The organism is Rhizobium sp. NFR12, from assembly GCF_900108545.1.
Lineage (GTDB): Bacteria > Pseudomonadota > Alphaproteobacteria > Rhizobiales > Rhizobiaceae > Neorhizobium > Neorhizobium soli.
Window position 1 is genome coordinate 393,247 of record NZ_FNWM01000004.1, and the last position, 25,607, is coordinate 418,853.

Below are 25,607 nucleotides of genomic sequence, written 5' to 3' on the forward strand. Positions count from 1 at the left end.
CCGGGTAGGATCAGTTCGTCGGGGCGGGAGCGGGTGCAGCGCCGGGTTCAGGCAGTGGCGCGGGGCTATCAGACTGTTCGCGGATATAAGCAAGCAGGTTGCCGCGTTCCTTGTCGTTCTTCAATCCGGCAAAGCCCATCGCTGTCCCCTTCACGTAGGCCTTGGGCGCAACGAGGAAGTGGTTGAGGTGATCGAACGTCCAGGTCTCCGCACCGCCCTTGGAGAAATCCTTCATGGCAGCAGAGTAGGAAAAGCCCTCATGGCTGGCGATCGGACGGTTCACAACACCCCATAGATCGGGACCCACCTTGTTGGGGCCTCCCTTTTCAATGGAGTGACAGCTCTGACACTTCTTGAATACCGTTGCGCCGGCAGCGGCATCGGCACCTGCCATCAGCTGACCAACAGGGACAACTTCCGCGGCACCGCCACCGGCAGCCGCTTCGCCGCCGGCTGGCTCTTCCAGCGCGGCGATTGCAAATCCTTCCTTCTCAGGCGACGGCGAGTGGAAAATCCCCTCCGACGCGATCGATACGGACATCATCACGAAAACCGTGGCAAGCAATGCGCCTACCGACATGTTTACATAGGGATTCATCAGCAAATTCTCCTCACCGGCCCGCCGTCCCAAAGCAGGCACCTTGAATTTGTTTGGAAGCTATGTCTTTTGCAGAGGCCTTGCAACACGATACGCTCGTTCTGCTTGAGACTTTTTGCCACTGCACAGGCTGGATTGGAAGGTTTTACGATGACTTACACGGCTTTCGACCGGACGCTCGTCCTCATTCCAGCACGAATGGCGTCGACGCGCCTTCCCGGCAAGCCGCTCGCAGACATCGCCGGCCTTCCCATGATCGTGCAGGTCGCAAAGCGCGCCGAGGAGGCCAATGTCGGTCGCATCGTCGTTGCCGTGGACCATCAGGACATTTTCGATGTGGTGAAAGCTGCAGGCTTCGAGGTAGTCATGACCCGCGAAGACCACCAGTCGGGTTCCGATCGGATCTTCGAAGCGCTGACCAAGGCAGACCCCGATGGCAGGGTGGAATACGTCATCAACGTGCAGGGCGACCTGCCGACCGTGGAAGCCGACGTCGTGCGCGCCTCGCTCAAACCGCTGCTGGACAGCCCGCAGACGGATATTGCCACGCTGACCGTCGAAATCACCGAAGAGCACGAGAAGACCAATCCGAACGTGGTCAAGATCGTCGGTTCGCCGTTGTCAGACACGCGGCTGAAGGCGCTCTACTTTACCCGCGCCACAGCCCCTTACGGCAACGGCCCGCTCTACCACCACATCGGGCTTTACGCCTATCGCCGCACTGCGCTTGAGAAATTCGTGACGCTCGGCCCTTCGGTGCTCGAAAAGCGCGAATCGCTCGAGCAGTTGCGGGCACTCGAAGCGGGCATGCGCATCGATGCCGAAATCGTCGCATCGGTGCCGCTGGGCGTCGACACGCCGGCCGACCTTGAAAAGGCGCGTGCCATCCTTTCCTCCCGCGGTTTGTAACGGATCAGCCTCATGAATGCCTCGACCAACCGCATTTCCTTCCAGGGTGAATTCGGCGCCAATTCCGATATGGCGTCCAGGGACATGTTTCCGGACATGGAACCCCTGCCCTGCCCGACCTTCGAGGATGCGTTCCAGGCGCTGGAGAACGGTGATTCGGATCTCGCAATGATTCCGATCGAAAACACCATCGCCGGACGTGTGGCCGACATTCACTACCTGCTGCCGGAATCGCGTCTGCATATCGTCGGCGAATATTTCATGCCGATCCGGTTCCAGCTGATGGTGTTGCCGGGTGTGGAGCGCGAAGAAATCCGCACCGTCCACAGCCATATCCACGCGCTTGGCCAGTGCCGCAAGATCATCCGCGCCAATGGCTGGAAGGCCGTTGTTGCCGGCGACACGGCGGGTGCTGCGAAACTCGTTTCCGAAAAGGGCGACCGCTCGATGGCGGCCCTTGCGCCACGGCTTGCGGCCAGTCTCTACGGGCTCGACATCCTCGCCGAAAATGTCGAGGACACGGAAAACAACGTCACCCGTTTCGTGGTTTTGTCGCGCGACGAGAAGTGGGTGCAGCGCAACGAGGCGGACGACGTGATCGTCACCACCTTCGTGTTCAACGTGCGCAACATACCGGCTGCGCTTTACAAGGCGATGGGTGGATTTGCCACCAACGGCATCAACATGACGAAGCTCGAAAGCTATCAGCTGGGCGGCAAGTTCGTGGCGACGCAGTTCTACGCGGATATCGAGGGGCATCCGGACGATGCCCCCGTGCGGCGTGCGCTGGAAGAACTGCGCTTCTTCTCCGAAAAGGTCCGCATTCTCGGGACCTACAAGGGCCATCCGATGCGCGGCGCGCTGCAGAAAGGCTGACGGGCGGAAGCGCTCCTTTCAGCGCTTCCAGTCGATCCAGTCGCGCATCAGCCGATAGGCAATCGCTCCCTTGGCGGGGCCGAACGGCTTGTCATCCGGGCCTGCCTCCAGCATCGCCTGCACCTCGGCGCGCGAAAACCAGCGAACGTCAGACATTTCGTGGGCATCGATGGTGATCTCCGTCGACGTCGCCTCGGCGAAACAGCCGATCATCAGCGAATGCGGCATCGGCCAGGGCTGCGATGCGTGATAGCGCACGCGTCCGATCTCGATCGCCGATTCCTCGACGGTTTCACGTCTGACGGCCTGTTCGATCGTTTCGCCGGGTTCGACGAAGCCAGCCAGGCAGGAATACATACCCTCCTGGAAATGATGGCTGCGTCCCAAAAGGCAGCGGTCGTTTTCCTCATCGATCGTCATCATGATGACGACGGGGTCGGTGCGCGGAAACATCATGTGCTGACACTGTGTGCAGACGCGCTTGTAGCCGCCGATCTTCATTTCGGTGGGCGAGCCGCATTTTCCGCAGAAGATATTGGCGGCATTCCAGTTGAGCAGCGACACCGCCTGGGCGACCTCGCCCTGAAGCTCGTCATCCAGCAGCCCTTCCCGGAAAAGAGCGCGCGCCTCGGTCGGCTTGTAATGGCTTGCGAGCTCATCATCGGCGATCGTAACCGGGACGGCGACGCGCGGCTCTCCGTTTTCGTGATGGCCGAGCAGCACGGCGCGGTCGAAATCCGGCTTCAGCTCCGCGAGCTCGTAGGCGGCAAACAGCGGATCGAGGATCTGGCCGTCGTGCTTCAGAATGACCCGGCTGCCGGAAAAGGCGAGGATATGGGTGCCATCGACGGACAGCGCCTTCTCGATACAGTCGTCTTCTCGGTTTTCCGCCTGCCGATCGAGCTTGTTGCCGGAGAACGCCGTGAGACTGCTTGGGTCGGGATGGGGTACATTGGTATCGAATATGCTGCTCATCGGGAAAGCTTTTCCATCAGTATGTTCACCAAGGCCTGCCTCTTGTCGCTGTGATACGGTTCTGCGGATCCGTAGCCCCAGATGGGGCCCGGCCAGTTCGCATCGCCTTCGAAGCGGGCAATCACATGAACATGGAGCTGCCGGACGATGTTGCCAAGCGCACCGACGTTTATCTTGGTCGCACCCGTTGTGGCTTTCAACGCTTCCGCAACCTGATTGACCTCCGCGGACAGAAGCGCCTGATCGGCCTCCGAAAGGTCGAAAATCTCGGTCATGTCGGCCCGCTGCGGCACCATCACCAGCCACGGCCAGCGGCTGTCATTCTGGATCCGCAGCTGGCAGAGATCGAGGGTGGCGATGAGATCAGAGTCCCGCGCAATGCGCCCGTCCAGTTCGAACTCGCTCAAGCATTTCTCCTAATGTTTTTATCTGGTCGTAGTTTTTTACAGGCTTGGCTTGCATTTGGAAGCGTTATTGACGATATGAGCGGTGGGAGGTTGGTGGTGGACGAGCCACTCGCCAACCGGGTCAGGTCCGGAAGGAAGCAGCCCTAACGAGCCAGGCACGGGTCGCCGTGCCAGCCTCCCACCCTCTCATCTTGGTCAGCATCCGGCGCGCTCAGTCTCTGACGGCCGGAATGGCCCGTACAGGCTGGCAGGATTTTCATGAGCGACGACGGGCCGACATATTCCAGCAACCCGACTGCGCCCACGCCTTCCGGCAGTGGCTACCGGGTTCTCGCCCGCAAATACCGTCCCAAGGATTTTTCCGACCTGATGGTCGGCCAGGAGCCGATGGTGAGAACACTCACCAACGCCTTCGAAACAGGCCGCATCGCCCAGGCCTACATGCTAACCGGTGTGCGCGGTGTCGGCAAAACGACGACTGCCCGCATTCTGGCACGTGCGCTCAATTACAAGACTGCCGAAATCGACCGCCCGACGATCGATCTGCGCATTCCCGGCGAGCACTGCCAGGCGATCATGGAAGGCCGGCACGTCGACGTCATCGAGATGGATGCGGCCTCGCATACCGGCATCGACGATATCAGAGAGATCATCGAGCAGGTGCGCTATCGTCCTGTCTCGGCGCGCTACAAAGTCTACATCATCGACGAAGTGCACATGCTCTCCACGCAGGCCTTCAACGGCCTGCTGAAGACGCTGGAAGAGCCGCCGGAGCATGTGAAGTTCATCTTCGCGACGACGGAAATCCGCAAGGTGCCGATTACCGTCCTGTCGCGCTGCCAGCGCTTTGACCTCCGCCGGATCAGTGCTGCCGATCTCGTCGGCCTGTTCACGACCATCCTCGAAAAGGAAGGTATTCCGGCCGAGACCGAGGCACTGTCGATGATCGCGCGCGCGGCTGAAGGCTCCGCTCGCGACGGACTGTCCCTTCTCGACCAGGCGATTGCCCATGGCGCAGGCCATGTGGTGGCCGATACCGTGCGCGGCATGCTTGGCCTTGCCGACCGCGCCCGCATCGTCGATCTGTTCGAACAGATCGTGCAGGGCGACGTGACGGCTGCCCTTTCCGAATTTACCGCCCAATACGAGGCCGGCGCCAACCCTGTCGTGGTTCTGACCGACCTTGCAGACTTCACCCATCTCGTCACGCGCTTCAAATATATCCCGGAAGCGGCGGACGATCCTTCGCTGAGCGAAGTCGAGCGTGTGCGCGGTCGCGAGTTTTCCGAGACGATCGCGGTCAGCACGCTGTCGCGGATCTGGCAGATGTTGCTGAAGGGCATTCCGGAAGCGGAGAACTCCTCCCGCCCTGCCGGTGCCGCCGAAATGGTGCTGATCCGCCTGACCCATGCCGCCCATCTTCCTTCGCCGGAAGACGCTGCGCGGCGGCTTGCCGACCTTTCCGGCGGCGATGGCCAGCGCAGTGCGCCCAATGGGAATGGCGGCGGCAATGGTGCAAGCCAGACTTCGTCATCGCAGCCGCCGATCAATGCCCGCGGGATCGATATGCAGTCGCAGCGGATGCCGTCAGGCGGACCGACCGCGATGCTGAAAGCCGTGCCGAACGACACCCCGCGCGAGATGCCGGTCGGCCGTGTCGAGGAAAAGCCCGAGCCCAGCGTTGCTGTCCGCTCGCTTACCGACATCGTCGATCTCTGCTCCAAGAACCGCGATGCGAAGCTGAAGGCGCTCGTGCGCAATTTCGTGCGGCTGGTGAAGATCGAACCGGGCAGGCTCGACATGCGCCTGACCGACGGCGGACCAACAACGCTGCCGGGTGAACTCGGCGTCAAGCTGAAGGAATGGACCGGCATTCACTGGATCGTCTCCCTCAGCAAGGAAGACGGTTCGCCGACATTGGTCGAGGCAGAGGGAACGGCGCGCGAAGCGCGGCTGACCGACGCCCGCTCCGATCCGGATGTCGCGGCGATCCTGTCGCAGTTTCCCGGCGCAAAGATCACCGACGTCCGGATCCGCGTGAGCGAGGACGAAATCGACGCAGACGAATTGCCGCCGCCAGCCGTGGTGGAAAGCGCCGAGGGCGATATCCTGCCGGGCGACGACATCGAACTTTAAAAATCAGGAAGAGGAGATCCCGATGCGCGACATCATGGGCATGATGGGCAAGGTCAAGGAAATGCAGGCCAAGATGGAGAAGATGCAGGCGGATATCGCCGCTCTCGAAGTTGAAGGCACGGCCGGTGGCGGCCTCGTGACGATCCGGATGAACGGCAAGGGCGACATGCTGGGTCTTAAGATCGATCCGTCCCTGTTCAAGGAAGACGAAGCCGAGATCCTCGAAGACCTGATCATTGCAGCCCACAAGCTGGCCAAGGACCGGGCCGAAGAGATCACTGCAGAAAAGACCAAGGAACTGACCTCCGGCCTGCCGATTCCGCCCGGCATGAAGCTGCCGTTCTAAATACGAGATCGGCGTTCCCTCTAGGAACCGCCTGCCGGCAAGACCCGCCTATTCGCTAGAACTTGGCGGGTTTTCCGGCTTCGATCGCCTCTCGCATATCGGCGTGGATCGGTGCGGATAAAAACCGCTGCCTGTCGTCATCGCCCAAGCGCTTGCCGAATTTTGCCAGCAGTTCCGGGATGGAAACCCTCGTTCCCTCGTAGACGCGGAATTCAACGGCATCGCCCGCCGATGCAAAGCCTGGCGTCAGCACCCGACAGTAGATGCCGGGGCGTGCAGCGGTCCGGTAGGCTTTGACGAATGACGGATCGCCCATCTTGGCGGCGAGCGTTGCGCAGGGTGTGCGGGCGGATGTCGCCTGCAGCACAAGCTCGGCACCGATGTGGAAACAATCGCCGGCGGCCACGTCGCGGTTGTCGAGCCCTTCGATCACGAGGTTTTCGCCAAACGTGCCATCCGGCAGATCACGGCCGAGTTCCGACCGCCACCAGTCGAGCGTCAGGCTGCCTTCGAGCAGGATCGCCTGCTCCGGGCCACCATGATATTTCGTATTGCAGACGGCATCGCCGACCAGGCCTTCAACGTCGATCACGACCGGAGTTTTCATCGGCATCTTGTTGATGCCGGTCTTGTAGCTCTTGCCCGGAAGCTTTTCCGGATGACCAAGGCAGAGGCTAAGAAGTTTCATTCGGCTGGTCCTTCGTCGATTCCGTTTCCCCTGCATATGGGCTAAAGGAGAACCATGGCAAAGCGAGTCACCGGCCCCGAAATCGAAAAACTCATCCAGCTTCTGGCGAAAGTACCGGGTCTCGGTCCCCGTTCGGCCCGCCGGGCGGCATTGCATCTCATCAAGAAGAAGGACCAGCTGCTCGGTCCGCTGTCGAACGCGATGGGCGAGGCCTATGACAAGGTGAAGATCTGCTCGCGCTGCGGCAATGTCGATACGTCCGATCCCTGCACGGTCTGCACCGATATCCGCCGCGACCAGTCGACGCTGATCGTCTGCGAAGATGTGTCCGATCTCTGGGCCCTCGAGCGCGCAGGCGCGATGAACGCGGCCTATCATGTGCTCGGCGGCACGCTGTCGCCGCTCGATGGTATAGGGCCTGATGATCTCAACATCCGCGGCCTGATCGACCGGGTCAGCGAAGGCGTCGTCAAGGAAATCATCATCGCCGTCAACGCCACGGTCGAAGGGCAAACCACAGCACACTATATAACCGACCAGTTGGCCGGCATCGACGTGAGGATCACCCGGTTGGCGCATGGCGTTCCTGTCGGCGGCGAGCTCGACTATCTCGACGAAGGCACGCTGACGGCGGCACTGCGGGCACGAACGGCGATCTGAGGAGATTTCATGCGCAAGACACTCATCGCCCTTGGCACCCTTATCTGTCTGCTGCCCCTACCCGTCATGGCGCAGAACAAGCCGGATGTGGAAAAGCAGTTCCAGCGATGGATCGCCAGCGATCTTGGACCGGAAGCCCGCAAGGCAGGTATTTCCGAGCGGACGATGAAGACCGCCTTCAGCGGGATCTCGCTCAACTGGAGCCTGCCTGATCTGGTGCCGCCGGGATCAAAGCCGCCGAAGAGCCAGGACCAGAGCCAGGCCGAGTTTTCTTCGCCCGGCGCCTACTTCTCCGAAAAGCGGCTGCAGGGACTGGCGGCGACGGGCCGTGGCCTCGCGTCGACGCATGCCGCGACGCTGAAGCGGATCGAGGCTGCCTATGGCGTTCCCGGCGAGATCGTGGTCGCCATCTGGGGTCGCGAATCCGGTTTCGGCAAGGCGCGGCTTCCCTATTCGGCGATCGAGGTTCTCGCGACCAAGGCCTTCATGTCTACCCGCAAACCGATGTTCCGCGAGGAGCTGATCGCAGCGCTGACGATGATCGAGCGCGGCGACGTGGATGCGGCGACGATGAAGGGTTCGTGGGCCGGCGCACTCGGCCAGCCGCAGTTCATGCCGACCAGTTACCTGAAATACGCCGTCGACTTCGACAAGGACGGTCATCCGGATATCTGGAATTCCGTGCCCGACTCGCTCGCGTCCATAGCCCACTATCTTCAGAAGGAAGGCTGGCAGCGCGGGCGTGACTGGGGTTTCGAGGTTTCCATTCCTGCCAAGGTTTCCTGCGCCCAGGAAGGCCCGGATCTGGCCAAGTCGATCTCCGCCTGGGCGGCGACCGGGATCACCCGCGTGTCGGGCAAGCCTTTTCCTTCCGCCGATCTCAAGGCATCCGGCATGATGCTGGTACCTGCCGGCCGCAACGGACCGGAGTTCGTCGTCACGCCAAATTTCTACGTGCTGAAGGAATACAATAACTCCGACCTCTATGCGCTGTTCATCGGCAATCTTGCTGATCGTATCGCCCATGGTGCCGGCGCCTTCGAGGGCTCATGGGGTGACGTCGGCAAGATGCTTCGCTCCGACGTGCTTGCCATGCAAAAGGCGCTGGTGGCGAAGGGTTACGATGTCGGCAACGTGGACGGTCTGCCGGGTTTCAAAACCCGCCGGGCGCTTGGCGACTGGCAGGCCAAGAATGGTCTTTCGCCGACCTGCTATCCGGATGCGTCGCTGAAAACCCGGCTCAAGTAACGGACCACAGCCTTCGCCTTAGTGGTGAAGGTCGATATGCGGCTTGTGCATGATGTCGGAGGGCGGCGGGATCGTCTGACGCTCGATCATGCGATGAACCTTCGGTTCCTCATCGCCTTGATGCAGCTTGCGGATCGCGTCCCAGATTTCCGCATCCATCTGCATGCGCCGCTGATTGTGGCGCACGTAATCTGCCCAGGTGGCGGTATGATAGGTCTCCGTCCAGACGTCGGGATGTTCGAGATCGCGCATCAAGGCCCACTGCCTTGCACCGTCGCGGATCCGCACCCGTCTGCGGCGTGCCATCAGGGTCAGGAATTCGGGGATGTCCGCCTCGCCGATCAGGTAATCGATCTGGAGCACGATCGGCCCGCTTCGCGGCTGCAGCGCGAGGCTCAGAAGCGGCGCGTTGAAGCGGTTGAGCGGATCGAGATTGACATCGCCGAACTGTGGCAGCGGCATGCGCCATCCGACGAGAGCGCCGACGAGCATGGCCAAGCTCGCGATGGACAGTGCAACCGATGCGCCAAAGTTTTCGGAAAGTAGACCCCACATCCAGCTGCCCGCAGCAATGCCGCCGAAGGTTGCCGTCTGGTAGAAGGACAGGGCCCGCCCCACGACCCAGCGCGGGGTGGAGAGCTGGACGGTGGTGTTGAACAGCGATAGCGCGAGAACCCAGCAGGCGCCTGGGAACAAGAGCGCAATCACCGTCAGTGTCGTGTTCGTGCTTGCGCCGATCACGGCGGAACTTGCGGCAAAGCCGACGAACGCGAACCGGACGATCCATTCGCTCGAGAACTTTTCCCTGAGCCTCGCATTGGCAATGGCACCGGCGACGGCGCCGATGCCAAAAGCGCCCAGCATGATGCCGTAGGTGAACGGGCCACCGGACACGAGATCGCGGGCGACGATCGGCAGAAGGGCCAGAATAGCGCTTGCGGTCAGACCGAACAGCAGGCCGCGCAGCAGCACATTCAGAATGTTCGGCGACATCGCGACGTAGCCAAGGCCGGCAGACAGCGCCCGCAGCAAAGTTTCACGCGGAAGCGAATCGTCGGCACGCTGCGGTTTCCAGCGAACCAGTGCGTAGATGATGGCGAAATAGCTCATCGCGTTGACCGCGAAGGCGGCGGCAGCCCCTGCTGCTGCGACGATCGCGCCGCCGATCGCCGGGCCGACGCTGCGGGTGATGTTGAAGCCGACGCTGTTCAGCGTCACTGCGGTCGGCAGGATTTCGCGTGGTACGATATCGCCGACCGAGGCCTGCCAGGACGGGTTATTGAGCGCCGTGCCGCAGCCAATCAGGAAGGTGAACATCAAAAGAAGCCACGGCGTCAGCAGGCCGAGATAGGCAAACACCGTCAGCGCAATCGACACGGTCAGCATGAAGACCTGCGCCGTCAGCATTAGGCTTCGGCGATTGTAATTGTCGGCCAATGCCCCGGCGACAAGCGAAAACAGCATGATCGGCAACGCGTTGGACGCCTGCACCAGCGCCACCATGTCCTGCGAACTGGCGATCGCCGTCATCATCCAGGCGGCACCGACGGCCTGGATCAACCCACCGAAATTCGACGCGATGCTGGCAATCCAGATCATTCGGAACGTCGGCAGCCGAAACGGCGCCAGCGTCGAAATCCGATCGGGCAAGTCTCTTCCTCCCATCATGGCACTGTCACCAAAGGGTTATAGACCTGAAGACCACAAATTCCACCCGCGTCATGTCCTAAAATGCCTGATGATGGAGATCTGCCGTCACCAACCCCATCACGGACCGGAGCGAATGCGACGAGTCTTGCGGCGGTCTTGCAATCGCCGGTGTGAAAGCGTATATGCAGGCCATATTCTTGATCGTCCGATGAAGAGTGGGCCCTCCCGGACCCGCTCTTTTTTGTTAGGCGATCGCTTTTCTCCCCCTCGTCCGGAAACCGGACAGGGAGCACGAATTCGGAGGGCGCATGCCACAAACCGACAGCGAACCGCGCCTGATCGTCGAGACCGGGCTTGAACTCAGAGTGGCCGAGATCATCGAGCCCGTTCTGACATCCATGGACTTCCGCCTCGTGCGCGTCCGGATGCTCAATCAGAATGGCGCGACGCTGCAGATCATGGCCGAACGCAACGATGGCACGATGGATGTCGAGGGCTGTGAAGCCGTCTCGATGGCGATCTCGCCCGTTCTCGATGTGGAAGATCCGATCGATCGCGAGTATCATCTCGAAGTATCGTCGCCCGGCATCGATCGCCCGATGGTGCGCAAGTCCGATTTCGAGCGCTGGAACGGCCATATCGTGAAATGCGAGACGTCGATCCTGGTCGACAATCGCAAGCGTTTTCGCGGCAAGATCACCGACGTCACGTCCGAGGGCTTCACGATCGACCGCGATCAGGTCGCCGATGGCGAGACACAGCATTTGCTCATTCCGTTTACGGCGCTGTCCGAAGGAAAGCTTGTCCTCACCGACGAACTGATCCGCGACGCGTTGCGGGCTGACAAGGCGGCCAAGCAGCAGGCCGCCAATCAGAACGACGAAACCGACGAAGACACTGACGAAGAATAACCGACAGCACGCCTTCCTTTGAGAAGGTCGCACATAGCTCGACTTACGGAGACCAACGACAATGGCAGTGAGCGCAAACCGGCTTGAACTTCTGCAGATCGCAGATGCAGTAGCCCGCGAAAAGGTCATCGACCGCGAAATCGTGCTGGCTGCGATGGCCGACGCCATCCAGAAGGCCGCCCGCTCGCGCTATGGTTCGGAAACCAACATCCGTGCCGACATCAATTCCAAGACCGGCGAGATCCGTCTCCAGCGTCTGCTGGAAGTGGTCGATGTCGCCGAGGATTACGGCACGCAGATCCCGCTGACGCTGGCGCTCGATCGCAACGTTGACGCCAAGATCGGCGACTTCATCGCCGATCCGCTGCCGCCGATGGATTTCGGTCGTATCGCTGCCCAGTCTGCCAAGCAGGTTATCGTCCAGAAGGTGCGCGAAGCGGAACGTGACCGTCAGTTCGACGAGTTCAAGGACCGCGTCGGCGAAATCGTCAACGGCACCGTCAAGCGCGTCGAATATGGCAACGTCATCGTCGACCTCGGTCGTGGCGAAGGCATCATTCGCCGTGACGAGATGATCCCGCGCGAAAACATGCGTTACGGTGACCGCGTCCGCGCCTATGTCTACGACGTGCGCCGCGAACAGCGTGGCCCGCAGATTTTCCTGTCGCGTACCCATCCGCAGTTCATGGTGAAGCTGTTCACCATGGAAGTGCCTGAAATCTACGACGGCATCATCCAGATCAAGTCCGTTGCCCGCGATCCGGGCTCGCGCGCCAAGATCGCTGTCGTTTCCAACGACTCGTCGATCGATCCGGTCGGCGCCTGCGTCGGTATGCGCGGTTCGCGCGTTCAGGCCGTCGTCGGCGAACTGCAGGGCGAAAAGATCGACATCATTCCGTGGAGCCAGGATCCGGCATCGTTCATCGTCAACGCGCTGCAGCCGGCTGAGGTCTCCAAGGTTGTTCTCGACGAGGACAGCGAGCGGATCGAAGTCGTGGTTCCGGACGAACAGCTGTCGCTGGCGATCGGTCGTCGTGGCCAGAACGTGCGCCTTGCATCGCAGCTGACCGGCTGGGATATCGACATCATGACGGAAGCCGAGGAATCGGAGCGCCGCCAGAAGGAATTCAACGAGCGCACCAACCTGTTTATGGACGCGCTCGATGTCGACGAGATGGTTGGCCAGGTGCTGGCGTCCGAAGGCTTTGCCGCGGTTGAAGAGCTTGCCTATGTCGAGCTCGACGAAATCTCCTCCATCGACGGTTTCGACGAAGATACCGCGACCGAGATCCAGACCCGTGCCCGCGAATATCTCGAGCGGATCGAGTCTGAAAACGATGCAAAGCGCGTCGCACTCGGTGTTGCCGACGAACTGAAGCAGATCGAAGGCCTGACCGGTCAGATGCTGGTCGCGCTTGGCGAAGACGGCATCAAGACGATCGAGGATTTTGCCGGCTGCGCGGCTGACGACCTTGTCGGCTGGAGCGAGCGCAAGGACGGCGAGACCAAGAAGTTCGAAGGTCTGTTTTCGAAGTTCGAAGTTTCGCGCACCGAAGCTGAAAACATGGTCGTGCAGGCCCGCCTGCTGGCTGGCTGGATCACCGAGGCTGATCTTGCCACCGAAGAAGCACCAGAGGCCGAAGACGCCGAGGAGGCGCCTGCCGCCGAGCGGGAATGATCCCGATTGGCAATGAACCAGACGACGAGCTTATCGTGAATGACCGTACCTGCATCGTCACCCGTGAAGCCGGATCACCGGAAACGCTGATCCGCTTCGTGGCCGGGCCTGATGGCCAGGTTGTTCCCGATCTCAAGCGTCGCCTTCCGGGGCGGGGCTGCTGGGTAAAGGCCGAACGGGCGTTGATCGACCGGGCGGTCCAGAAGAAATCCTTCGCCCGCGCGTTGAAGACCGACGCAAAGGCGGATGCCGATCTGGGCGCGACGGTTGACAGACTGCTCGCGGCCGATCTGATCGGCATGATGAACATGGCTCGCAAGGCGAGCCAGTTTATCTCGGGCGCGACGAAGGTCGATGCCGCAGTTCGCTCCGGCGGCGCGATTGCTTGCTTTCATGCCTCAGACGCTGCGGCAGACGGTATCCGGAAGATCGATCAGGCCCGCAAGGCCTTCAAATTCGGCTCGAATGCCGAGGAAGAAATTCCATCCTTTTTGCTCTTCACGGGGGCCGAACTGGACGAAGTGATGGGCCAGAATGCTTTTATCCATGCCTGCGCGCTTGCGGGACAGGCGGGTGAAGGTGTAGTGAAACGCGCAAACCTACTTGAACAGTACCGCACGGGCGGTCTGTCCCAGACAAAAGGTGTCGCTGACATGCCGAAACAATGACGCGGTTACCGGTTTTTGCCGGACGCACATCGATATGTACGAATTGAACGACAGGCACTGATGGCTTCCATCTGTTCCTGTCCGAAGGAACAGGAACGGAATGACTGATAACAACGACGACAAGACACTGGGCGTGAAGAAGACCCTTACCCTGAAACCATCGGGTGTGACCCAGGGTACTGTGCGCCAGGACATGGGTCGCGGCCGGACCAAGGCGGTCGTCGTCGAGACGGTCAAGCGCCGCCCGACCCGTCCGCTCGACGAAAAGCCAATTACACCGATCGCAGCACCGGCCCCTCGGCCAGTCGAGGCAGCCGCTCCTGTAGCGCCACGCCCGCAGCCGGCAACCCCTGCAGCGCCGGCACCAGCCGCCCCTGTGGCCGCCGCCGCACCTGCAACCCCCGCCCCTGCTGCACCCGTCAGCCAGCCTAGCCCACCGCAGCCGCGCGTACAGCAGCCTTCATCGCAGGGATACCGCCCCGGTTCTTCGCAGGGCCAGCGCCCTTCGTCATCGCAGGGTCAGCGTCCCTCGTCTCATCAGGGCCAGCGTCCGCAGCAGCCGTCACAGCCGCAGCGCCAGCCGCAGCGTTCGGGTGGTGCAGTCCTGCACGACCTGTCGGCGAGCGAAATGGATGCACGCCGTCGCGCACTCGTCGAAGCCCAGGCGCGCGATGTGGTCGAAGCCAAGCAGCGCGTCGAGGATGATGCACGCCGCAAGGTAGAAGACGAGCGCCGCAAGGTCGAAGAAGCAGCCGAAGCAGCACGTCTGGCCGAAGAAGCCAAGGCACGCGCTGCCGAGGAAGCTCTGCGTCCGGCACCCGTCGCGCCAGCGCCAGCCGCTGCAGATCGCAACGCCAATACACAAGACAACCGTAACTCGGCTCGCCCGACGCCGGGAGCCGCACCTGTTGCCGCGCCGGTCATTGGTCGTGGTCGCCGCAACGACGAGGAAGAGGATCGCGCACCTGCCCGGACCATTCCAGGTCGTGGCCGCGTTGCAGCGCCGGTTCCTGCCAAGCCACCGACACGTCCGAAGGTCGAAGAAGGCCGTCGCCAGGGCAAGCTGACGATCACCGCTGCCAGCACCGATGACGACGGCACCGGCCGCGGTCGTTCGATGGCTGCCATGCGCCGCCGGCAGGAAAAGTTCCGCCGCAGCCAGATGCAGGAAACCCGCGAAAAGGTTATGCGCGAGGTCATCCTGCCTGAAACCATCACCATTCAGGAACTGTCGCAGCGCATGTCTGAACGCGCCGTCGACGTTATCAAGTACCTGATGAAGGAAGGCCAGATGATGAAGGCCGGCGACGTCATCGACGCCGATCTCGCTGAAATCATTGCCGGTGAATTCGGCCATACGGTCAAGCGCGTTTCGGAATCGGACGTTGAAGAAGGTATCTTCAACCAGATGGACGACGCCGGCGAAATGGTGTCGCGTCCTCCGGTCGTGACGATCATGGGTCACGTCGACCACGGCAAGACCTCGCTTCTCGACGCGATCCGCCAGGCCAACGTAGTTTCGGGTGAAGCCGGTGGCATCACCCAGCATATCGGTGCCTATCAGGTCGAACAGAACGGCCAGAAGATCACCTTCATCGACACCCCCGGTCACGCCGCCTTTACGGCCATGCGTGCCCGTGGTGCGCAGGCGACTGACATCGCGATCCTCGTGGTTGCAGCCGACGACAGCGTGATGCCGCAGACGATCGAATCCATCAGCCACGCAAAGGCTGCCGGTGTTCCGATCATCGTGGCGATCAACAAGATCGACAAGCACGAAGCCAACCCGGACAAGGTGCGCCAGCAGCTGCTGCAGCACGAAGTGTTCGTGGAATCGCTGGGCGGTGAAGTTCTCGACGTCGAAGTTTCGGCCAAGAACAAGACCAATCTCGACAAGCTGCTCGAGGCAGTTCTGCTGCAGGCCGAAATTCTCGACCTCAAGGCAGATCCGGTCCGTACGGCAGAAGGCATCGTCATCGAAGCCCAGCTCGACCGTGGCCGCGGTGCGGTTGCAACCGTGCTCGTCCAGAAGGGCACGCTGAAGCCTGGCCAGATCATCGTTGCCGGCGATCAGTGGGGCCGCGTCCGCGCGCTCGTGACCGACAAGGGTGTTCACGTCAAGGAAGCCGGCCCGGCCATGCCGGTCGAAGTGCTCGGTCTTTCCAGCACGCCTGCTGCCGGCGACAAGTTTGCCGTCGTTGAAAACGAGAGCCGTGCTCGCGAGATTTCCGAATATCGCCAGCGGCTTGCCCGCGACAAGGCGGTTGCTCGCCAGTCCGGTCAGCGCGGTTCGCTCGAGCAGATGATGAGCAAGCTGCAGAATACCGGCTACAAGGAATTCCCGCTGCTCATCAAGGGCGACGTTCAGGGTTCTGTCGAAGCCATCATCGGCGCTCTCGACAAGCTTGGCACCGACGAAGTCCGCGCCCGCATCGTCCATTCGGGCGCAGGTGCTATCACCGAGTCGGATCTGGCGCTTGCCGAATCCTCCGAAGCAGCGATCATCGGCTTCAACGTCCGTGCCAACGCACAGGCGCGCATAGCGGCCGATCGTGCCGGCACCGAGATCCGCTACTACAACATCATCTACGATCTGGTGGATGACGTGAAGGCAGCGATGTCCGGTCTGCTTTCGCCAGAACGTCGCGAGACCTTCCTCGGCAATGCCGAAATCCTCGAGGTGTTCAACATCACGAAGACCGGCAAGGTTGCAGGTTGCCGCGTCGTCGAAGGCAAGGTCGAGCGTGGTGCAGGTGTTCGCCTGCTGCGCGACAACGTTGTCATTCACGAAGGCAAGCTCAAGACGCTCAAGCGCTTCAAGGACGAAGTTGGCGAAGTGCCGATGGGTCAGGAATGCGGTATGGCGTTCGAAAACTACGAAGATATCCGCGCAGGCGACACGATCGAGTGCTTCCGCGTGGAGCACATTACGCGCACGCTGTAAGTTTAGCGCTGCCGAAACCATCAACCGCCGGAGAGAAATCTCCGGCGGTTTTTTCGTTTGTGCGGAGCTTTGGGAGACAGGCTGCAGCTGGCAGCATGGCCATGCGGACCAAATCATGACGGACGCAGTCAAATTTAAGCGATACTCTCCCGATTATAGTTGCCAACCACACTCATGTTTATTATCGCATAGCGGCAAGCCGCCGCCCTCAGTTTTCGGACCGGCTGAATGATATCGAGCCGTTGGGCCACCTGAGCCTTCCGGCGACCAGTCGGAGTATCGCTGCCATGTCCGTTGTCCCGAAGTCTCACCTCTACAGAAAGCAGTTGCGCGTTGCCGGGCCCGGTCCCCTCGTGACAACGATTGCGGCCTTGATGCTGATGACGACAAATGCGGTCGCGCAGGTCGAGGCGCCTGCACCGGAAGCGCCTGCTCCGGCACAACAGACAGCGCCGGCCCTTGCTCCTCCAAGCGCTGCTCCTACGACACAGCAGACCCCGCCACCCGTTCAAGACGCAACCCCGGCAGAACCTGCTGCTCCCTCCGTGACGCCAATCGAGCAGGCTCCGGCTGCAACGGGTGCACCTTCCCCCGAAGCGCGCGCCGATATTCCTCACAATCTTTCGCCCTGGGGCATGTTCATGGCGGCCGACTGGGTGGTGAAGGCCGTGATGATCGGCCTTGCCATTGCGTCGCTTCTCACATGGACCATCTGGATCGCCAAGACGCTGGAGCTGATGGGCGCCCGTACCCGCGCCAAGCGCGTCCTCAAGATCATCCAGGGCGCGCATACGCTGCCGGAAGCGCTTGAGACGACAGGCAGCCGCGGCGGGCCTGCGGCCCTGATGCTGCGCGCGGCGACGGAAGAGGTGGAGCTTTCCGAAGCTGCTCTCGATTACGCCCATACCGATGGTGTCAAGGAGCGCGTATCTTCGGTCCTGTCGCGCATCGAAGCCTATTCCGGCCGGCGCATGGCCCGCGGCACGGGCATTCTCGCCTCGATCGGTTCGGTCGGTCCGTTTGTCGGCCTGTTCGGCACGGTCTGGGGCATCATGAATTCCTTCATCGGCATTTCGCAGTCCAACACGACCAACCTTGCGGTCGTGGCACCCGGCATCGCCGAAGCGCTGCTTGCGACCGCCCTTGGTCTGGTCGCCGCAATTCCTGCTGTCATCATCTACAACGCCTTCGCCCGCTCGGTCACCGGCTACCGCCAGCTGCTGGCCGACGCTGCTTCCGGTGTCGAACGACTGGTCAGCCGCGATCTCGATTTCCGCAAGGTGCCGCCAGGCGGACGCAGGCCTGCGTCGATGTCTCTGGTCGCGGGGGAATAAACCCATGGCAGGCGGCATTCGCGAACATCACGGCGATGAACTTCCCGAAAATCACGAGATCAACGTGACGCCGTTTATCGACGTCATGCTGGTGCTCCTGATCATTTTCATGGTGGCCGCGCCGCTGTCGACGGTCGACGTCAATGTCGATCTGCCCGCATCCAGCGCGAAGCCCGCGGAACGACCGGACGAACCGCTCTATGTGACGGTCAAGGACGACCTGTCGCTCAATATCGGCAACGATCCGGTTGCGCGCGAACAGTTTGCAGCAAATCTCGACCGCCAGACCGAGGGCAACAAGGATACGCGGATCTTCCTGCGGGCCGACAAGGCCGTCGATTACGGGCAGTTCATGGAAGTGATGAACCTGCTGCGTGATTCCGGCTACCTGAAGATTGCGCTGGTCGGGTTGGAAGCCGCGTCGGGTGCCCAACAGGCGCCAGCGTCTACATCCGCCGCACCGGCAGGGCCTGCACCAGCCGCTTCGCCGGCCACCGGAGGCGCTCCATGAGCCTTGCCATGCAGCGCAGAGGATATGCGAGCCGGATCGGCGAGATCGCCCTGTGGGGATCTGCCGCTATCCTTGTGCTCACGGTCCACATTGCCGCCGCAGCGCTTCTGATGAGGCAAGAGCCGGAGGAACTTGCCGACAACGGTCCGCAGGCCGCCATCATGATCGAGCTTGCGCCGGAGCCGGAGGCGGCGATCCCAGACGAAGAGCAGATCGCTACCGACACCGAAGACCGGCAACTGGTCGAGACCCAGCAGACCGAGCCGGTCGAAGAGGTCGAACCCATCGAGGAGCCGCCACCGGTCGAACCGCCACCGGAAGTGGCTGAGGAGACACCCGAACCGCCGCCGGAACCCGTGATCGAGACGCCGCTGCCGGAGGAAACGCCCCCGCCGCCGGAGATCGTCGAAACGCCGCCGCCCGAGCCTGTCGATCCGATCGAGCAGAAGGTCACCGCAGCGTTGGAGAACGTGGAAGTCCCGCTGCCGGTCACTCGTCCACCACCACCGAAGCCGGTCCAGAAGGTAGAAAAGCCACGGCGTCAGCCGCAGGCGCAGAAGGAAAAGGCGCAGGCAAAGGTTCAGGCAAAGCCGTCGGAGCGCACGGCCGCTGCGCAGACCTCGAGCGGATCGGTGGCCTCGACGATGTCACCGTCCACCTGGATGACCCGTGTGCGCACGAAGATCGCCCGTAATGCCCGCCGCTGCCCGTCCAACCAGAAGGGGATCGTGACGATCAGCTTCAATTTCGATAGCGATGGCAATATCGGGCGCGTGTCCGTTGCCAGATCGTCTGGAGATACGCGTATCGACGACTACGTCGTCTCAGCCGTTCGGCGCGCATCGCCTGTTCCGATCGCACCGGCAGGTGTTGCAAGCCTCGTCACTCAGTCGGTAGAGTGCAAGTAGCCGTGCTTTCGGGTTCGGTTGCCCTCCTTAACACTCGCTCCCGGAACAGCTTGTCCATGCAAATTACCCTTGAAGAAGCCGAAACGCTGGTGAGCGGCGTTTTCGAAGCCAACGGCGTGCTTGATAGCACCGCACGCTCGGTTGCCCGCGCCCTGGTGCAGGCGGAAGCCGCCGGCCAGTCCGGTCACGGGCTTCGCCGCATCCCGGCCTATGTCAAACAGGTGCGGACCGGCAAGGTCGACGGCAGTGCTCGCCCTGAGGCGAGCAGGCCAAGACCAGCAGTTCTCGCAATCGATGCGAACTTCGGTTTCGCCTATCCGGCGCTCGATCTCGCTGTCTTGGAACTTCCAGCGATTGCGCGCGAACAGGGCATCGCCTTTGCCGCCATCAACCGTTCGCACCATGCAGGCGTCATGGCGTTGACCGTGGAGCGCTTTGCCGAGCAGGGGCTGGTTGCGATGATGTTTGCCAACGCACCCGCCTCCATGGCCCCCTGGGGTGGCAAGGTGCCGCTGTTCGGCACCAATCCGATCGCTTTTGCGGCGCCTATTGCCGGTAACGAGCCGCTGGTCATCGATCTAGCACTCTCCAAAGTCGCCCGTGGCAAGGTTATGGAAGCGACCCAGAAGGGGACGAGTATTCCCGACGACTGGGCGTTCGACACCGACGGCAATCCGACAACCGACGCATTTGCCGCGATCAAGGGAACGATGGCCCCTTCCGGCGGCGCCAAGGGGGCAGCGCTTGCGCTCATGGTCGAAGTGATGGCGGCCGGCATCGGCGGTGCGCATTACTCCTACCAGGCCAGCTCGCTGTTCGATGAGACCGGGCCTCCGCCGGCGCTTGGCCAGTCGCTGATCGTCATCGATCCGGATGCCACGACGGGTGGCGGCGCGGCAGAACGCTTTGCGGCATTGGCGAGCGAAATGGCAAAGCAGGACGGTGTCCGCCTGCCCGGCCGGCGAGGCCGCGGTCTTCGCGCCGAAAGCATCCAGCACGGTCTTAAGATCGACGACGACGTGATGAAGGCGATAGAAGCTCTGGGCTGACCTGCAGATCCACCTTTATGCCATACAAGCCAGTGCAGCGATGCGCTGGCTTTTTCTTATTGCGCAGCAAGGCGTTCTGCGGAGGCAGAGCCGGTCATACAGAGGATTTTAAGGGATACAAAACGAGAAAAGCCTGGCGCGGGAGGAGGATGCGCCAGGCTTTAAACTTGATCAACAACTGGGAGGAGGAGGGTGTTGTTGATCCGTATCGAACGACACTGGGAGGAGGAGGTGCGTCGTTCGATGACCAAACTTCTAGCCATATCTTTCCGGTGCGCCAAGAGGCTCTGCTGCAATGCAGCAATGCGTTTGCTGCATTGCTGGGCAATTGCTCACGCGTTCGTGTTTCGTCGTCGCCAAGCGGTAGCCATTGTCCGGGATAAGACGTCCTGGCTGCGTGCTTCCGCCTGAGCTTTCCTCTAGGTTATCCGGCAGACAGCGAGGCATCGGAGACACGCATGAAGACGACGATACGGTACCATCATGGAGATATTCCAGCCTCCGACGCGTCGCGCTACACGGGCGCGGTCGCGATCGATACCGAAACGCTTGGCCTCGTTCCCCGCCGCGACAGGCTCTGTGTCGTGCAGCTATCGCCGGGCGACGGAACGGCGGACGTCATCCGGATCGCTTCGGGGCAAAAAGACGCTCCCAATCTCGTCGCATTGCTTGCCGATCCCACCCACCAGAAAATCTTCCACTACGGACGCTTCGATATTGCGGTTCTGTTTCACACGTTCGGGGTTACGACCACGCCTGTCTTCTGCACCAAGGTCGCATCGCGGCTCGTGCGGACCTATACGGATCGACACGGCCTCAAGGACAATCTGAGAGAGTTGCTGGACGTCGATATCTCGAAGGCGCAGCAGCAGACCGACTGGGCTGCCGAAACCCTGTCGCAGGCCCAACTGGAATATGCGGCGTCCGACGTGCTTCACCTTCATGCGCTGCGCGACAAGCTGACTGAACGCCTGCTCCGCGATGAGCGTATCGAACACGCCACGGCTTGTTTCGAGTTCCTGCCGACCCGTGCAAAGCTCGATCTGCTCGGATGGGGCGAGACCGACATTTTTGCGCACAGCTGACCATCGGCCCGTGAAAACCAGCGATTAGCGATGATTTAACCATAGCGCGCTTAAAATTGCTGATCGGCAAATCGTGCGCCATGAGATGGCGGCACAGTTTCGGCGTGCTCCTTGCGCGTGCGGTCGTGTGCGGCCGAGTTGTCCCCTCCCTTCACACGCGAGAGATGGAAGCACGCCATGCTGACCCCCGTCGGTGCTACGCAAAGCATGCAGGCCGACCCACTCTCTTCGGCACGTCCGATTGCGGCAACGCGTTCCATCGCTGCATCCGCAGAAGGTGATCCCGCAATCTCCTCCAGAGGCGGAATGCTTACGGGGGACCGCCTGAACCTACTCTCGCTGTCTGGACAGTTGCAGCTCGCCTACGGGTCGTCCATCTTCGCGGAAACGATCGGCCAAATCCTGCAGATACCACGAAACGACGGCGAGACGCTGGCAGACTACGCGGAGCGCCTGACTGTCACCGTGCAGTCCATGAATGCGGACGACATTGCAGCGCTCGAGAAAACGCTAAGCCAGCTGGTGAAGGGCATGTCCGTGTCGCTGCTGGCTGAAATTCTCAAGAACCCGGCAGGTCTCGATGCAGCACGGCTGATCCTGTCGCTCGAAGCAGCGCTGGTAGCGGATAGCGATCAGGCGGAGAATGCAGCGGTCAGCTCGTATCGACAGAATGAAATCGCCAGCCTTCCAAAAGACGGTGCGACACCCTCTCCTGCGACGCGGCCCGGCCCCCCGCCGGCAGTTGCCCAGACTGGCCCCTCCTTGCCCGGCCCATCATCGCCCGCGCCCTCAGCGCTCCAGCCCTCGACGCCCAGCCCCGCATCGCCGGTAGTGCCTCTGCCAGCTTCTGCTCCGGACACAGCAAGTACAGAGACCCCCAGGCCATCCCCCGGTGCTTTGCCTGATATCGGAGCAAAATCGCAGTCGGTGACGTCACCCGCCACCAGCGCAACGCCGCCCGCCACCGGTGCAGCGGCACCAGCTATCGCTCCGTTCTCGCCACCCACGAGCGGGTCAGCCGCCGCGGCTCCTGACACTAAGGTTCCCGGTAAGGAGCTTCAAAGACCCCAACTGCTGCCGCCCCTCGTTGACTTGCAGGAAGAGCCGACCCGCGAGGCGATCCTTGCGCGGCCGATGCCGGTCCGATCAGAAGGTCCCGCGACGGCAACCTCCGACCTGCAAACCAAACCCGCCACGCCGTCTCCCGCCGTCCCAAACGCGGTTCCGATCAAGCCGGACGCGAGCCCGGCGCCTGCGCAAGCCGCACCGATCTTGGCTGCAGATGCGGAGCCGGTGCCGCAAGTCTTGCCAGGAGCCCTGCCGCGGACCGCCGTGCCGGGCATCGCGACCGTGACGAATACCGGGGCTCTGGTCGCAGCGGTTATCGACGCCTTCGACAACGAATTGAAGATCCCGCAGTTTGGAGACGCCACGACGGCGCCGAAACCCGCTGTGGAATGGCCCAGCAATCTCGCGCAACTCGTGTCTGCGATCGCACCAAGCGCGCTTCAGGCGGCGCTGCTCGCGACAGGAGCTCCGGTCGAGAATTCGACAGCGGCACTTTTCAAGAACCTGTTTGGCGGAGGGGGCAGTGGAACGGTGGCACATGCCGCCGGACAGGGACAACCTGCCCCGGCTGCTCCGGACATAGACGCAATGCATACGGCCGGGATAACGCATCCCGAGGACGATCTGCTGCGCATTGCAGAACGTCACACCACGGCCGCAAAAGCCAACGGAGCCCCGGAGGGCGTGCCAGACCCCGACATCCAAGCGATGCCAGTGCCGCTGCCGCTCGTGCAGCGCGAGGCGATTGGCCTGCCCTTTGTCCCCTACCCAATGGCGGACGACGAGCCGCGGCGCGAAAACCGCAAGACGCAGCCGGTGACGGCGATCGACGAGGATGGCGAAGGCGACCACAGCCAGGGCCAGGCGTTCGACCACCCCGACGACGGGAAAGATCCTTCCGACGACGACAATCTCGGCGATGGCGAAGCCGCGTCTGCGGACGTCAGCAATAAGGAAAGCCGTCCGAACGACCTCTACTGGCGCATGGCTGGATGGACCTGAGCCGACGGTTCGAGACCCGGCCGAGATAAATAGCGGGCATGAAAAAAGCCGCCGGATCTTTCGATCCGGCGGCTTTCGAATTTCAAGCTACAACGATTACTCGCCGCCGCGGTTCTTCAGAGCCGCGCCGAGGATGTCGCCGAGCGAAGCGCCTGAGTCGGACGAACCGAACTGTGCAACTGCTTCCTTTTCTTCAGCGATCTCGAGAGCCTTGATCGACAGCATGACCTTGCGATCCTTCTTGGAGAAGTTCGTGACGCGGGCGTCAAAAACCTGACCAACCGAGAAACGCTCCGGACGCTGATCGTCGCGATCGCGTGCCAGGTCGTTGCGGCGGATGAAGGACGTGATGTCTTCGTGAGCCACGAGCTTCACTTCGACACCACCGTCGTTGACGGCGATGACTTCGCACGAAACGACAGCGTTCTTGCGCAGTTCGCCGGATGTTGCGGCTTCGCCGACAGCATCCTTGCCGAGCTGCTTGATGCCGAGCGAGATACGCTCCTTCTCGACGTCCACATCCAGAACGACAGCCTTAACGACGTCGCCCTTGTTGAACTCCTCGATGACCTGTTCGCCTGGACGGTTCCAGTCGAGGTCGGAGAGGTGAACCATGCCGTCAACGTCGCCGTCGAGGCCGATGAACAGGCCGAATTCGGTCTTGTTCTTGACTTCGCCTTCGACTTCAGTGCCGGCCGGATGGCTGAACGCAAATGCCTGCCATGGGTTCTCGAGGGTCTGCTTGAGACCGAGCGAGATGCGGCGCTTCGACGGATCGACTTCGAGAACGACAACGTCGACGTCCTGCGTGGTCGAAAGGATCTTGCCGGGATGTACGTTCTTCTTGGTCCAGGACATTTCCGAGATGTGGATCAGGCCTTCGATGCCTGGCTCCAGCTCGACGAATGCGCCGTAGTCCGTGATGTTCGTGACGGTACCGGAGATCTTCTTGCCAACCGGGTACTTGGCAGCGATGCCATCCCATGGATCCGACTCAAGCTGCTTCATGCCGAGCGAGATGCGGTGGGTTTCCTGGTTGATGCGGATGATCTGAACCTTGACCTGCTGGCCAATGGACAGGATTTCCGACGGATGGTTGACGCGGCGCCATGCCATGTCGGTCACGTGCAGCAGGCCATCGATGCCGCCGAGGTCAACGAACGCACCATAATCGGTGATGTTCTTGACGACGCCGTCAACAACCTGACCTTCTTCAAGGTTCTGAACGATTTCCGAGCGCTGTTCTGCACGGGACTCTTCGAGAACCGTACGACGCGAAACAACGATGTTGCCGCGACGCTTGTCCATCTTGAGGATTTCGAAGGGCTGCGGGTTGTGCATCAGCGGGGTCACGTCGCGGATCGGACGAATGTCGACCTGGCTGCGCGGAAGGAAGGCAACAGCGCCGTCGAGATCGACCGTGAAGCCGCCCTTGACCTGGTTGAAGATAACGCCTTCAACGCGTTCGCCAGCTTCGAACTTGACTTCGAGCTTGACCCAGCTCTCTTCGCGGCGAGCCTTCTCGCGCGACAGAACTGCTTCGCCAAGCGCGTTTTCGATGCGCTCGACATAGACTTCGACTTCGTCGCCGACCTTCAGCGAACCGTCTTTGCCCTTGACGCCGAATTCCTTCAGCGCGATGCGACCTTCGACCTTGAGGCCGACGTCAACAACGGCCATGTCCTTTTCGATCGCCGTTACCAGACCTTTGGTAACGTAGCCTTCGGCCAGATCATTGGTTGCGAAGGATTCTTCGAGAAGGGCTGCGAAGTCCTCCCGCGACGGGTTAGTTACTGCCATGAAATCTCCTGGTCGTGTCCAGTCAAGGACACATTGCGCCGTGGGTTCGTGTTGATCACACCCGAAATCCAAGCCCGCCTCGTCATGTTCAGAGGCAATCCGGCGCAAGGACTAAGATATCGGGCTCGAATGCGACACCGGTTATCCGGTCGGTCA

At 61.5% G+C, this 25,607-nt stretch carries 22 protein-coding genes and 1 other RNA gene; 17 read left to right on the plus strand and 6 right to left on the minus strand.

All coding sequences use genetic code 11. The annotated features are described in order from the left end of the window. Nucleotides 1-10: 10 nt before the first annotated feature. The gene (locus tag BLW69_RS18315; protein WP_062454190.1) at nt 11-598 is read right to left on the minus strand and encodes a c-type cytochrome; all 588 of its coding nucleotides are present in this window, start codon (nt 596-598) and stop codon (nt 11-13) included. 150 nt (nt 599-748) lie between these two features. Between BLW69_RS18315 and BLW69_RS18320 the strand changes: the two genes are divergently transcribed. Further along, nucleotides 749-1,507 carry a 3-deoxy-manno-octulosonate cytidylyltransferase gene (locus BLW69_RS18320; protein ID WP_092663973.1) on the plus strand — a complete coding sequence of 253 codons (759 nt, stop codon included), beginning with the start codon at nt 749-751 and terminating at the stop codon, nt 1,505-1,507. Between the two features lie 12 nt (nt 1,508-1,519). Further along, nucleotides 1,520-2,383: a prephenate dehydratase gene (locus BLW69_RS18325; protein WP_062454192.1), complete on the plus strand. Its 864-nt coding sequence runs from the start codon at nt 1,520-1,522 to the stop codon at nt 2,381-2,383. An 18-nt stretch (nt 2,384-2,401) separates the two neighbouring features. Here BLW69_RS18325 and nudC read toward each other — a convergent pair whose 3' ends face one another. Both nudC and BLW69_RS18335 read right to left on the minus strand, forming a co-directional pair. After that, nucleotides 2,402-3,358, minus strand: a complete 957-nt coding sequence (nudC, locus tag BLW69_RS18330) for an NAD(+) diphosphatase (RefSeq protein ID WP_092663975.1) — start codon at nt 3,356-3,358, stop codon at nt 2,402-2,404. Beyond that, nucleotides 3,355-3,750, minus strand: a complete 396-nt coding sequence (locus tag BLW69_RS18335; RefSeq protein ID WP_244508883.1) for an HIT domain-containing protein — start codon at nt 3,748-3,750, stop codon at nt 3,355-3,357. Before BLW69_RS18335 ends, nudC begins: the two co-directional genes overlap by 4 nt. A gap of 100 nt (nt 3,751-3,850) precedes the next feature. Here BLW69_RS18335 and ffs point away from each other — a divergent pair. The 3 genes from ffs (at nt 3,851) to BLW69_RS18350 (ending at nt 6,247) form a co-directional block, all read left to right on the plus strand. Continuing rightward, nucleotides 3,851-3,947, plus strand: an RNA gene (gene ffs, locus BLW69_RS18340) — signal recognition particle sRNA small type. 76 nt (nt 3,948-4,023) lie between these two features. Beyond that, nucleotides 4,024-5,901: a DNA polymerase III subunit gamma/tau gene (locus BLW69_RS18345; protein WP_092663978.1), complete on the plus strand. Its 1,878-nt coding sequence runs from the start codon at nt 4,024-4,026 to the stop codon at nt 5,899-5,901. Between the two features lie 22 nt (nt 5,902-5,923). Continuing rightward, nucleotides 5,924-6,247: a YbaB/EbfC family nucleoid-associated protein gene (locus BLW69_RS18350; RefSeq protein ID WP_092663980.1), complete on the plus strand. Its 324-nt coding sequence runs from the start codon at nt 5,924-5,926 to the stop codon at nt 6,245-6,247. A gap of 55 nt (nt 6,248-6,302) precedes the next feature. On the opposite strand, the gene BLW69_RS18355 is transcribed toward BLW69_RS18350, so the two are convergent. Continuing rightward, entirely contained in the window at nt 6,303-6,935 is a 633-nt protein-coding gene (locus tag BLW69_RS18355) for an MOSC domain-containing protein (RefSeq protein ID WP_092663982.1), read from the minus strand. Between the two features lie 54 nt (nt 6,936-6,989). On the opposite strand from BLW69_RS18355, the gene recR reads away from it, so the two are divergent. Both recR and BLW69_RS18365 read left to right on the plus strand, forming a co-directional pair. Continuing rightward, nucleotides 6,990-7,595 (plus strand): recombination mediator RecR, encoded by a 606-nt coding sequence (gene recR / locus BLW69_RS18360; protein WP_092663984.1) that lies wholly within the window; start codon nt 6,990-6,992, stop codon nt 7,593-7,595. A 66-nt stretch (nt 7,596-7,661) separates the two neighbouring features. Next, nucleotides 7,662-8,843, plus strand: coding sequence for a lytic murein transglycosylase (locus BLW69_RS18365; RefSeq protein ID WP_244508884.1), 1,182 nt, complete (start codon nt 7,662-7,664; stop codon nt 8,841-8,843). A gap of 18 nt (nt 8,844-8,861) precedes the next feature. On the opposite strand, the gene BLW69_RS18370 is transcribed toward BLW69_RS18365, so the two are convergent. Next, entirely contained in the window at nt 8,862-10,511 is a 1,650-nt protein-coding gene (locus BLW69_RS18370; protein WP_175487293.1) for an MFS transporter, read from the minus strand. Nucleotides 10,512-10,801: 290 nt separating this feature from the next. Here BLW69_RS18370 and rimP point away from each other — a divergent pair, with 290 nt between their 5' ends. The 10 genes from rimP to BLW69_RS18420 all read left to right on the plus strand — a co-directional run bounded on the left by rimP (nt 10,802) and on the right by BLW69_RS18420 (nt 23,651). Further along, nucleotides 10,802-11,404 (plus strand): ribosome maturation factor RimP, encoded by a 603-nt coding sequence (gene rimP / locus BLW69_RS18375; RefSeq protein ID WP_062454201.1) that lies wholly within the window; start codon nt 10,802-10,804, stop codon nt 11,402-11,404. A 61-nt stretch (nt 11,405-11,465) separates the two neighbouring features. Continuing rightward, on the plus strand, nt 11,466-13,082 hold the full coding sequence (gene nusA / locus BLW69_RS18380; protein WP_062578575.1) for a transcription termination factor NusA: 1,617 nt from the start codon (nt 11,466-11,468) through the stop codon (nt 13,080-13,082). Then, on the plus strand, nt 13,079-13,750 hold the full coding sequence (locus BLW69_RS18385; RefSeq protein ID WP_092663988.1) for an RNA-binding protein: 672 nt from the start codon (nt 13,079-13,081) through the stop codon (nt 13,748-13,750). The genes nusA and BLW69_RS18385 overlap by 4 nt, the downstream gene beginning before the upstream one ends. A gap of 100 nt (nt 13,751-13,850) precedes the next feature. Continuing rightward, the gene (gene infB, locus BLW69_RS18390; RefSeq protein WP_062578571.1) at nt 13,851-16,694 is read left to right on the plus strand and encodes a translation initiation factor IF-2; all 2,844 of its coding nucleotides are present in this window, start codon (nt 13,851-13,853) and stop codon (nt 16,692-16,694) included. 374 nt (nt 16,695-17,068) lie between these two features. Then, a complete protein-coding gene (gene exbB, locus BLW69_RS18395; RefSeq protein ID WP_244508885.1) occupies nt 17,069-18,028 on the plus strand; it encodes a tonB-system energizer ExbB in 960 nt (319 codons plus the stop codon). Nucleotides 18,029-18,032: 4 nt separating this feature from the next. Next, nucleotides 18,033-18,539 (plus strand): TonB system transport protein ExbD, encoded by a 507-nt coding sequence (gene exbD, locus BLW69_RS18400; protein ID WP_092663993.1) that lies wholly within the window; start codon nt 18,033-18,035, stop codon nt 18,537-18,539. After that, nucleotides 18,536-19,447 carry a cell envelope integrity protein TolA gene (locus tag BLW69_RS18405; RefSeq protein WP_092663995.1) on the plus strand — a complete coding sequence of 304 codons (912 nt, stop codon included), beginning with the start codon at nt 18,536-18,538 and terminating at the stop codon, nt 19,445-19,447. The genes exbD and BLW69_RS18405 overlap by 4 nt, the downstream gene beginning before the upstream one ends. Before the next feature lie 56 nt (nt 19,448-19,503). Then, a complete protein-coding gene (locus tag BLW69_RS18410; protein ID WP_092663997.1) occupies nt 19,504-20,496 on the plus strand; it encodes an Ldh family oxidoreductase in 993 nt (330 codons plus the stop codon). A 458-nt stretch (nt 20,497-20,954) separates the two neighbouring features. Further along, nucleotides 20,955-21,581: a ribonuclease D gene (locus BLW69_RS18415; protein WP_092663999.1), complete on the plus strand. Its 627-nt coding sequence runs from the start codon at nt 20,955-20,957 to the stop codon at nt 21,579-21,581. 177 nt (nt 21,582-21,758) lie between these two features. Continuing rightward, the gene (locus BLW69_RS18420) at nt 21,759-23,651 is read left to right on the plus strand and encodes a hypothetical protein (protein WP_092664001.1); all 1,893 of its coding nucleotides are present in this window, start codon (nt 21,759-21,761) and stop codon (nt 23,649-23,651) included. 96 nt (nt 23,652-23,747) lie between these two features. On the opposite strand, the gene rpsA is transcribed toward BLW69_RS18420, so the two are convergent. After that, complete coding sequence (gene rpsA, locus BLW69_RS18425) at nt 23,748-25,451, minus strand: 30S ribosomal protein S1 (RefSeq protein WP_062578558.1); 1,704 nt, start codon at nt 25,449-25,451, stop codon at nt 23,748-23,750. Between the last annotated feature and the right edge of the window lie 156 nt (nt 25,452-25,607).

Coding starts and splice junctions, on each gene's coding strand:
- BLW69_RS18315 (WP_062454190.1), bottom strand. CDS start 598: ATGAATCCCTATGTAAACATGTCGGTAGGCGCATTGCTTGCCACGGTT.
- BLW69_RS18320 (WP_092663973.1), top strand. CDS start 749: ATGACTTACACGGCTTTCGACCGGACGCTCGTCCTCATTCCAGCACGA.
- BLW69_RS18325 (WP_062454192.1), top strand. CDS start 1,520: ATGAATGCCTCGACCAACCGCATTTCCTTCCAGGGTGAATTCGGCGCC.
- nudC (WP_092663975.1), bottom strand. CDS start 3,358: ATGAGCAGCATATTCGATACCAATGTACCCCATCCCGACCCAAGCAGT.
- BLW69_RS18345 (WP_092663978.1), top strand. CDS start 4,024: ATGAGCGACGACGGGCCGACATATTCCAGCAACCCGACTGCGCCCACG.
- BLW69_RS18350 (WP_092663980.1), top strand. CDS start 5,924: ATGCGCGACATCATGGGCATGATGGGCAAGGTCAAGGAAATGCAGGCC.
- BLW69_RS18355 (WP_092663982.1), bottom strand. CDS start 6,935: ATGAAACTTCTTAGCCTCTGCCTTGGTCATCCGGAAAAGCTTCCGGGC.
- recR (WP_092663984.1), top strand. CDS start 6,990: ATGGCAAAGCGAGTCACCGGCCCCGAAATCGAAAAACTCATCCAGCTT.
- BLW69_RS18365 (WP_244508884.1), top strand. CDS start 7,662: ATGGCGCAGAACAAGCCGGATGTGGAAAAGCAGTTCCAGCGATGGATC.
- BLW69_RS18370 (WP_175487293.1), bottom strand. CDS start 10,511: ATGATGGGAGGAAGAGACTTGCCCGATCGGATTTCGACGCTGGCGCCG.
- rimP (WP_062454201.1), top strand. CDS start 10,802: ATGCCACAAACCGACAGCGAACCGCGCCTGATCGTCGAGACCGGGCTT.
- nusA (WP_062578575.1), top strand. CDS start 11,466: ATGGCAGTGAGCGCAAACCGGCTTGAACTTCTGCAGATCGCAGATGCA.
- BLW69_RS18385 (WP_092663988.1), top strand. CDS start 13,079: ATGATCCCGATTGGCAATGAACCAGACGACGAGCTTATCGTGAATGAC.
- infB (WP_062578571.1), top strand. CDS start 13,851: ATGACTGATAACAACGACGACAAGACACTGGGCGTGAAGAAGACCCTT.
- exbB (WP_244508885.1), top strand. CDS start 17,069: ATGCTGATGACGACAAATGCGGTCGCGCAGGTCGAGGCGCCTGCACCG.
- exbD (WP_092663993.1), top strand. CDS start 18,033: ATGGCAGGCGGCATTCGCGAACATCACGGCGATGAACTTCCCGAAAAT.
- BLW69_RS18405 (WP_092663995.1), top strand. CDS start 18,536: ATGAGCCTTGCCATGCAGCGCAGAGGATATGCGAGCCGGATCGGCGAG.
- BLW69_RS18410 (WP_092663997.1), top strand. CDS start 19,504: ATGCAAATTACCCTTGAAGAAGCCGAAACGCTGGTGAGCGGCGTTTTC.
- BLW69_RS18415 (WP_092663999.1), top strand. CDS start 20,955: ATGAAGACGACGATACGGTACCATCATGGAGATATTCCAGCCTCCGAC.
- BLW69_RS18420 (WP_092664001.1), top strand. CDS start 21,759: ATGCTGACCCCCGTCGGTGCTACGCAAAGCATGCAGGCCGACCCACTC.
- rpsA (WP_062578558.1), bottom strand. CDS start 25,451: ATGGCAGTAACTAACCCGTCGCGGGAGGACTTCGCAGCCCTTCTCGAA.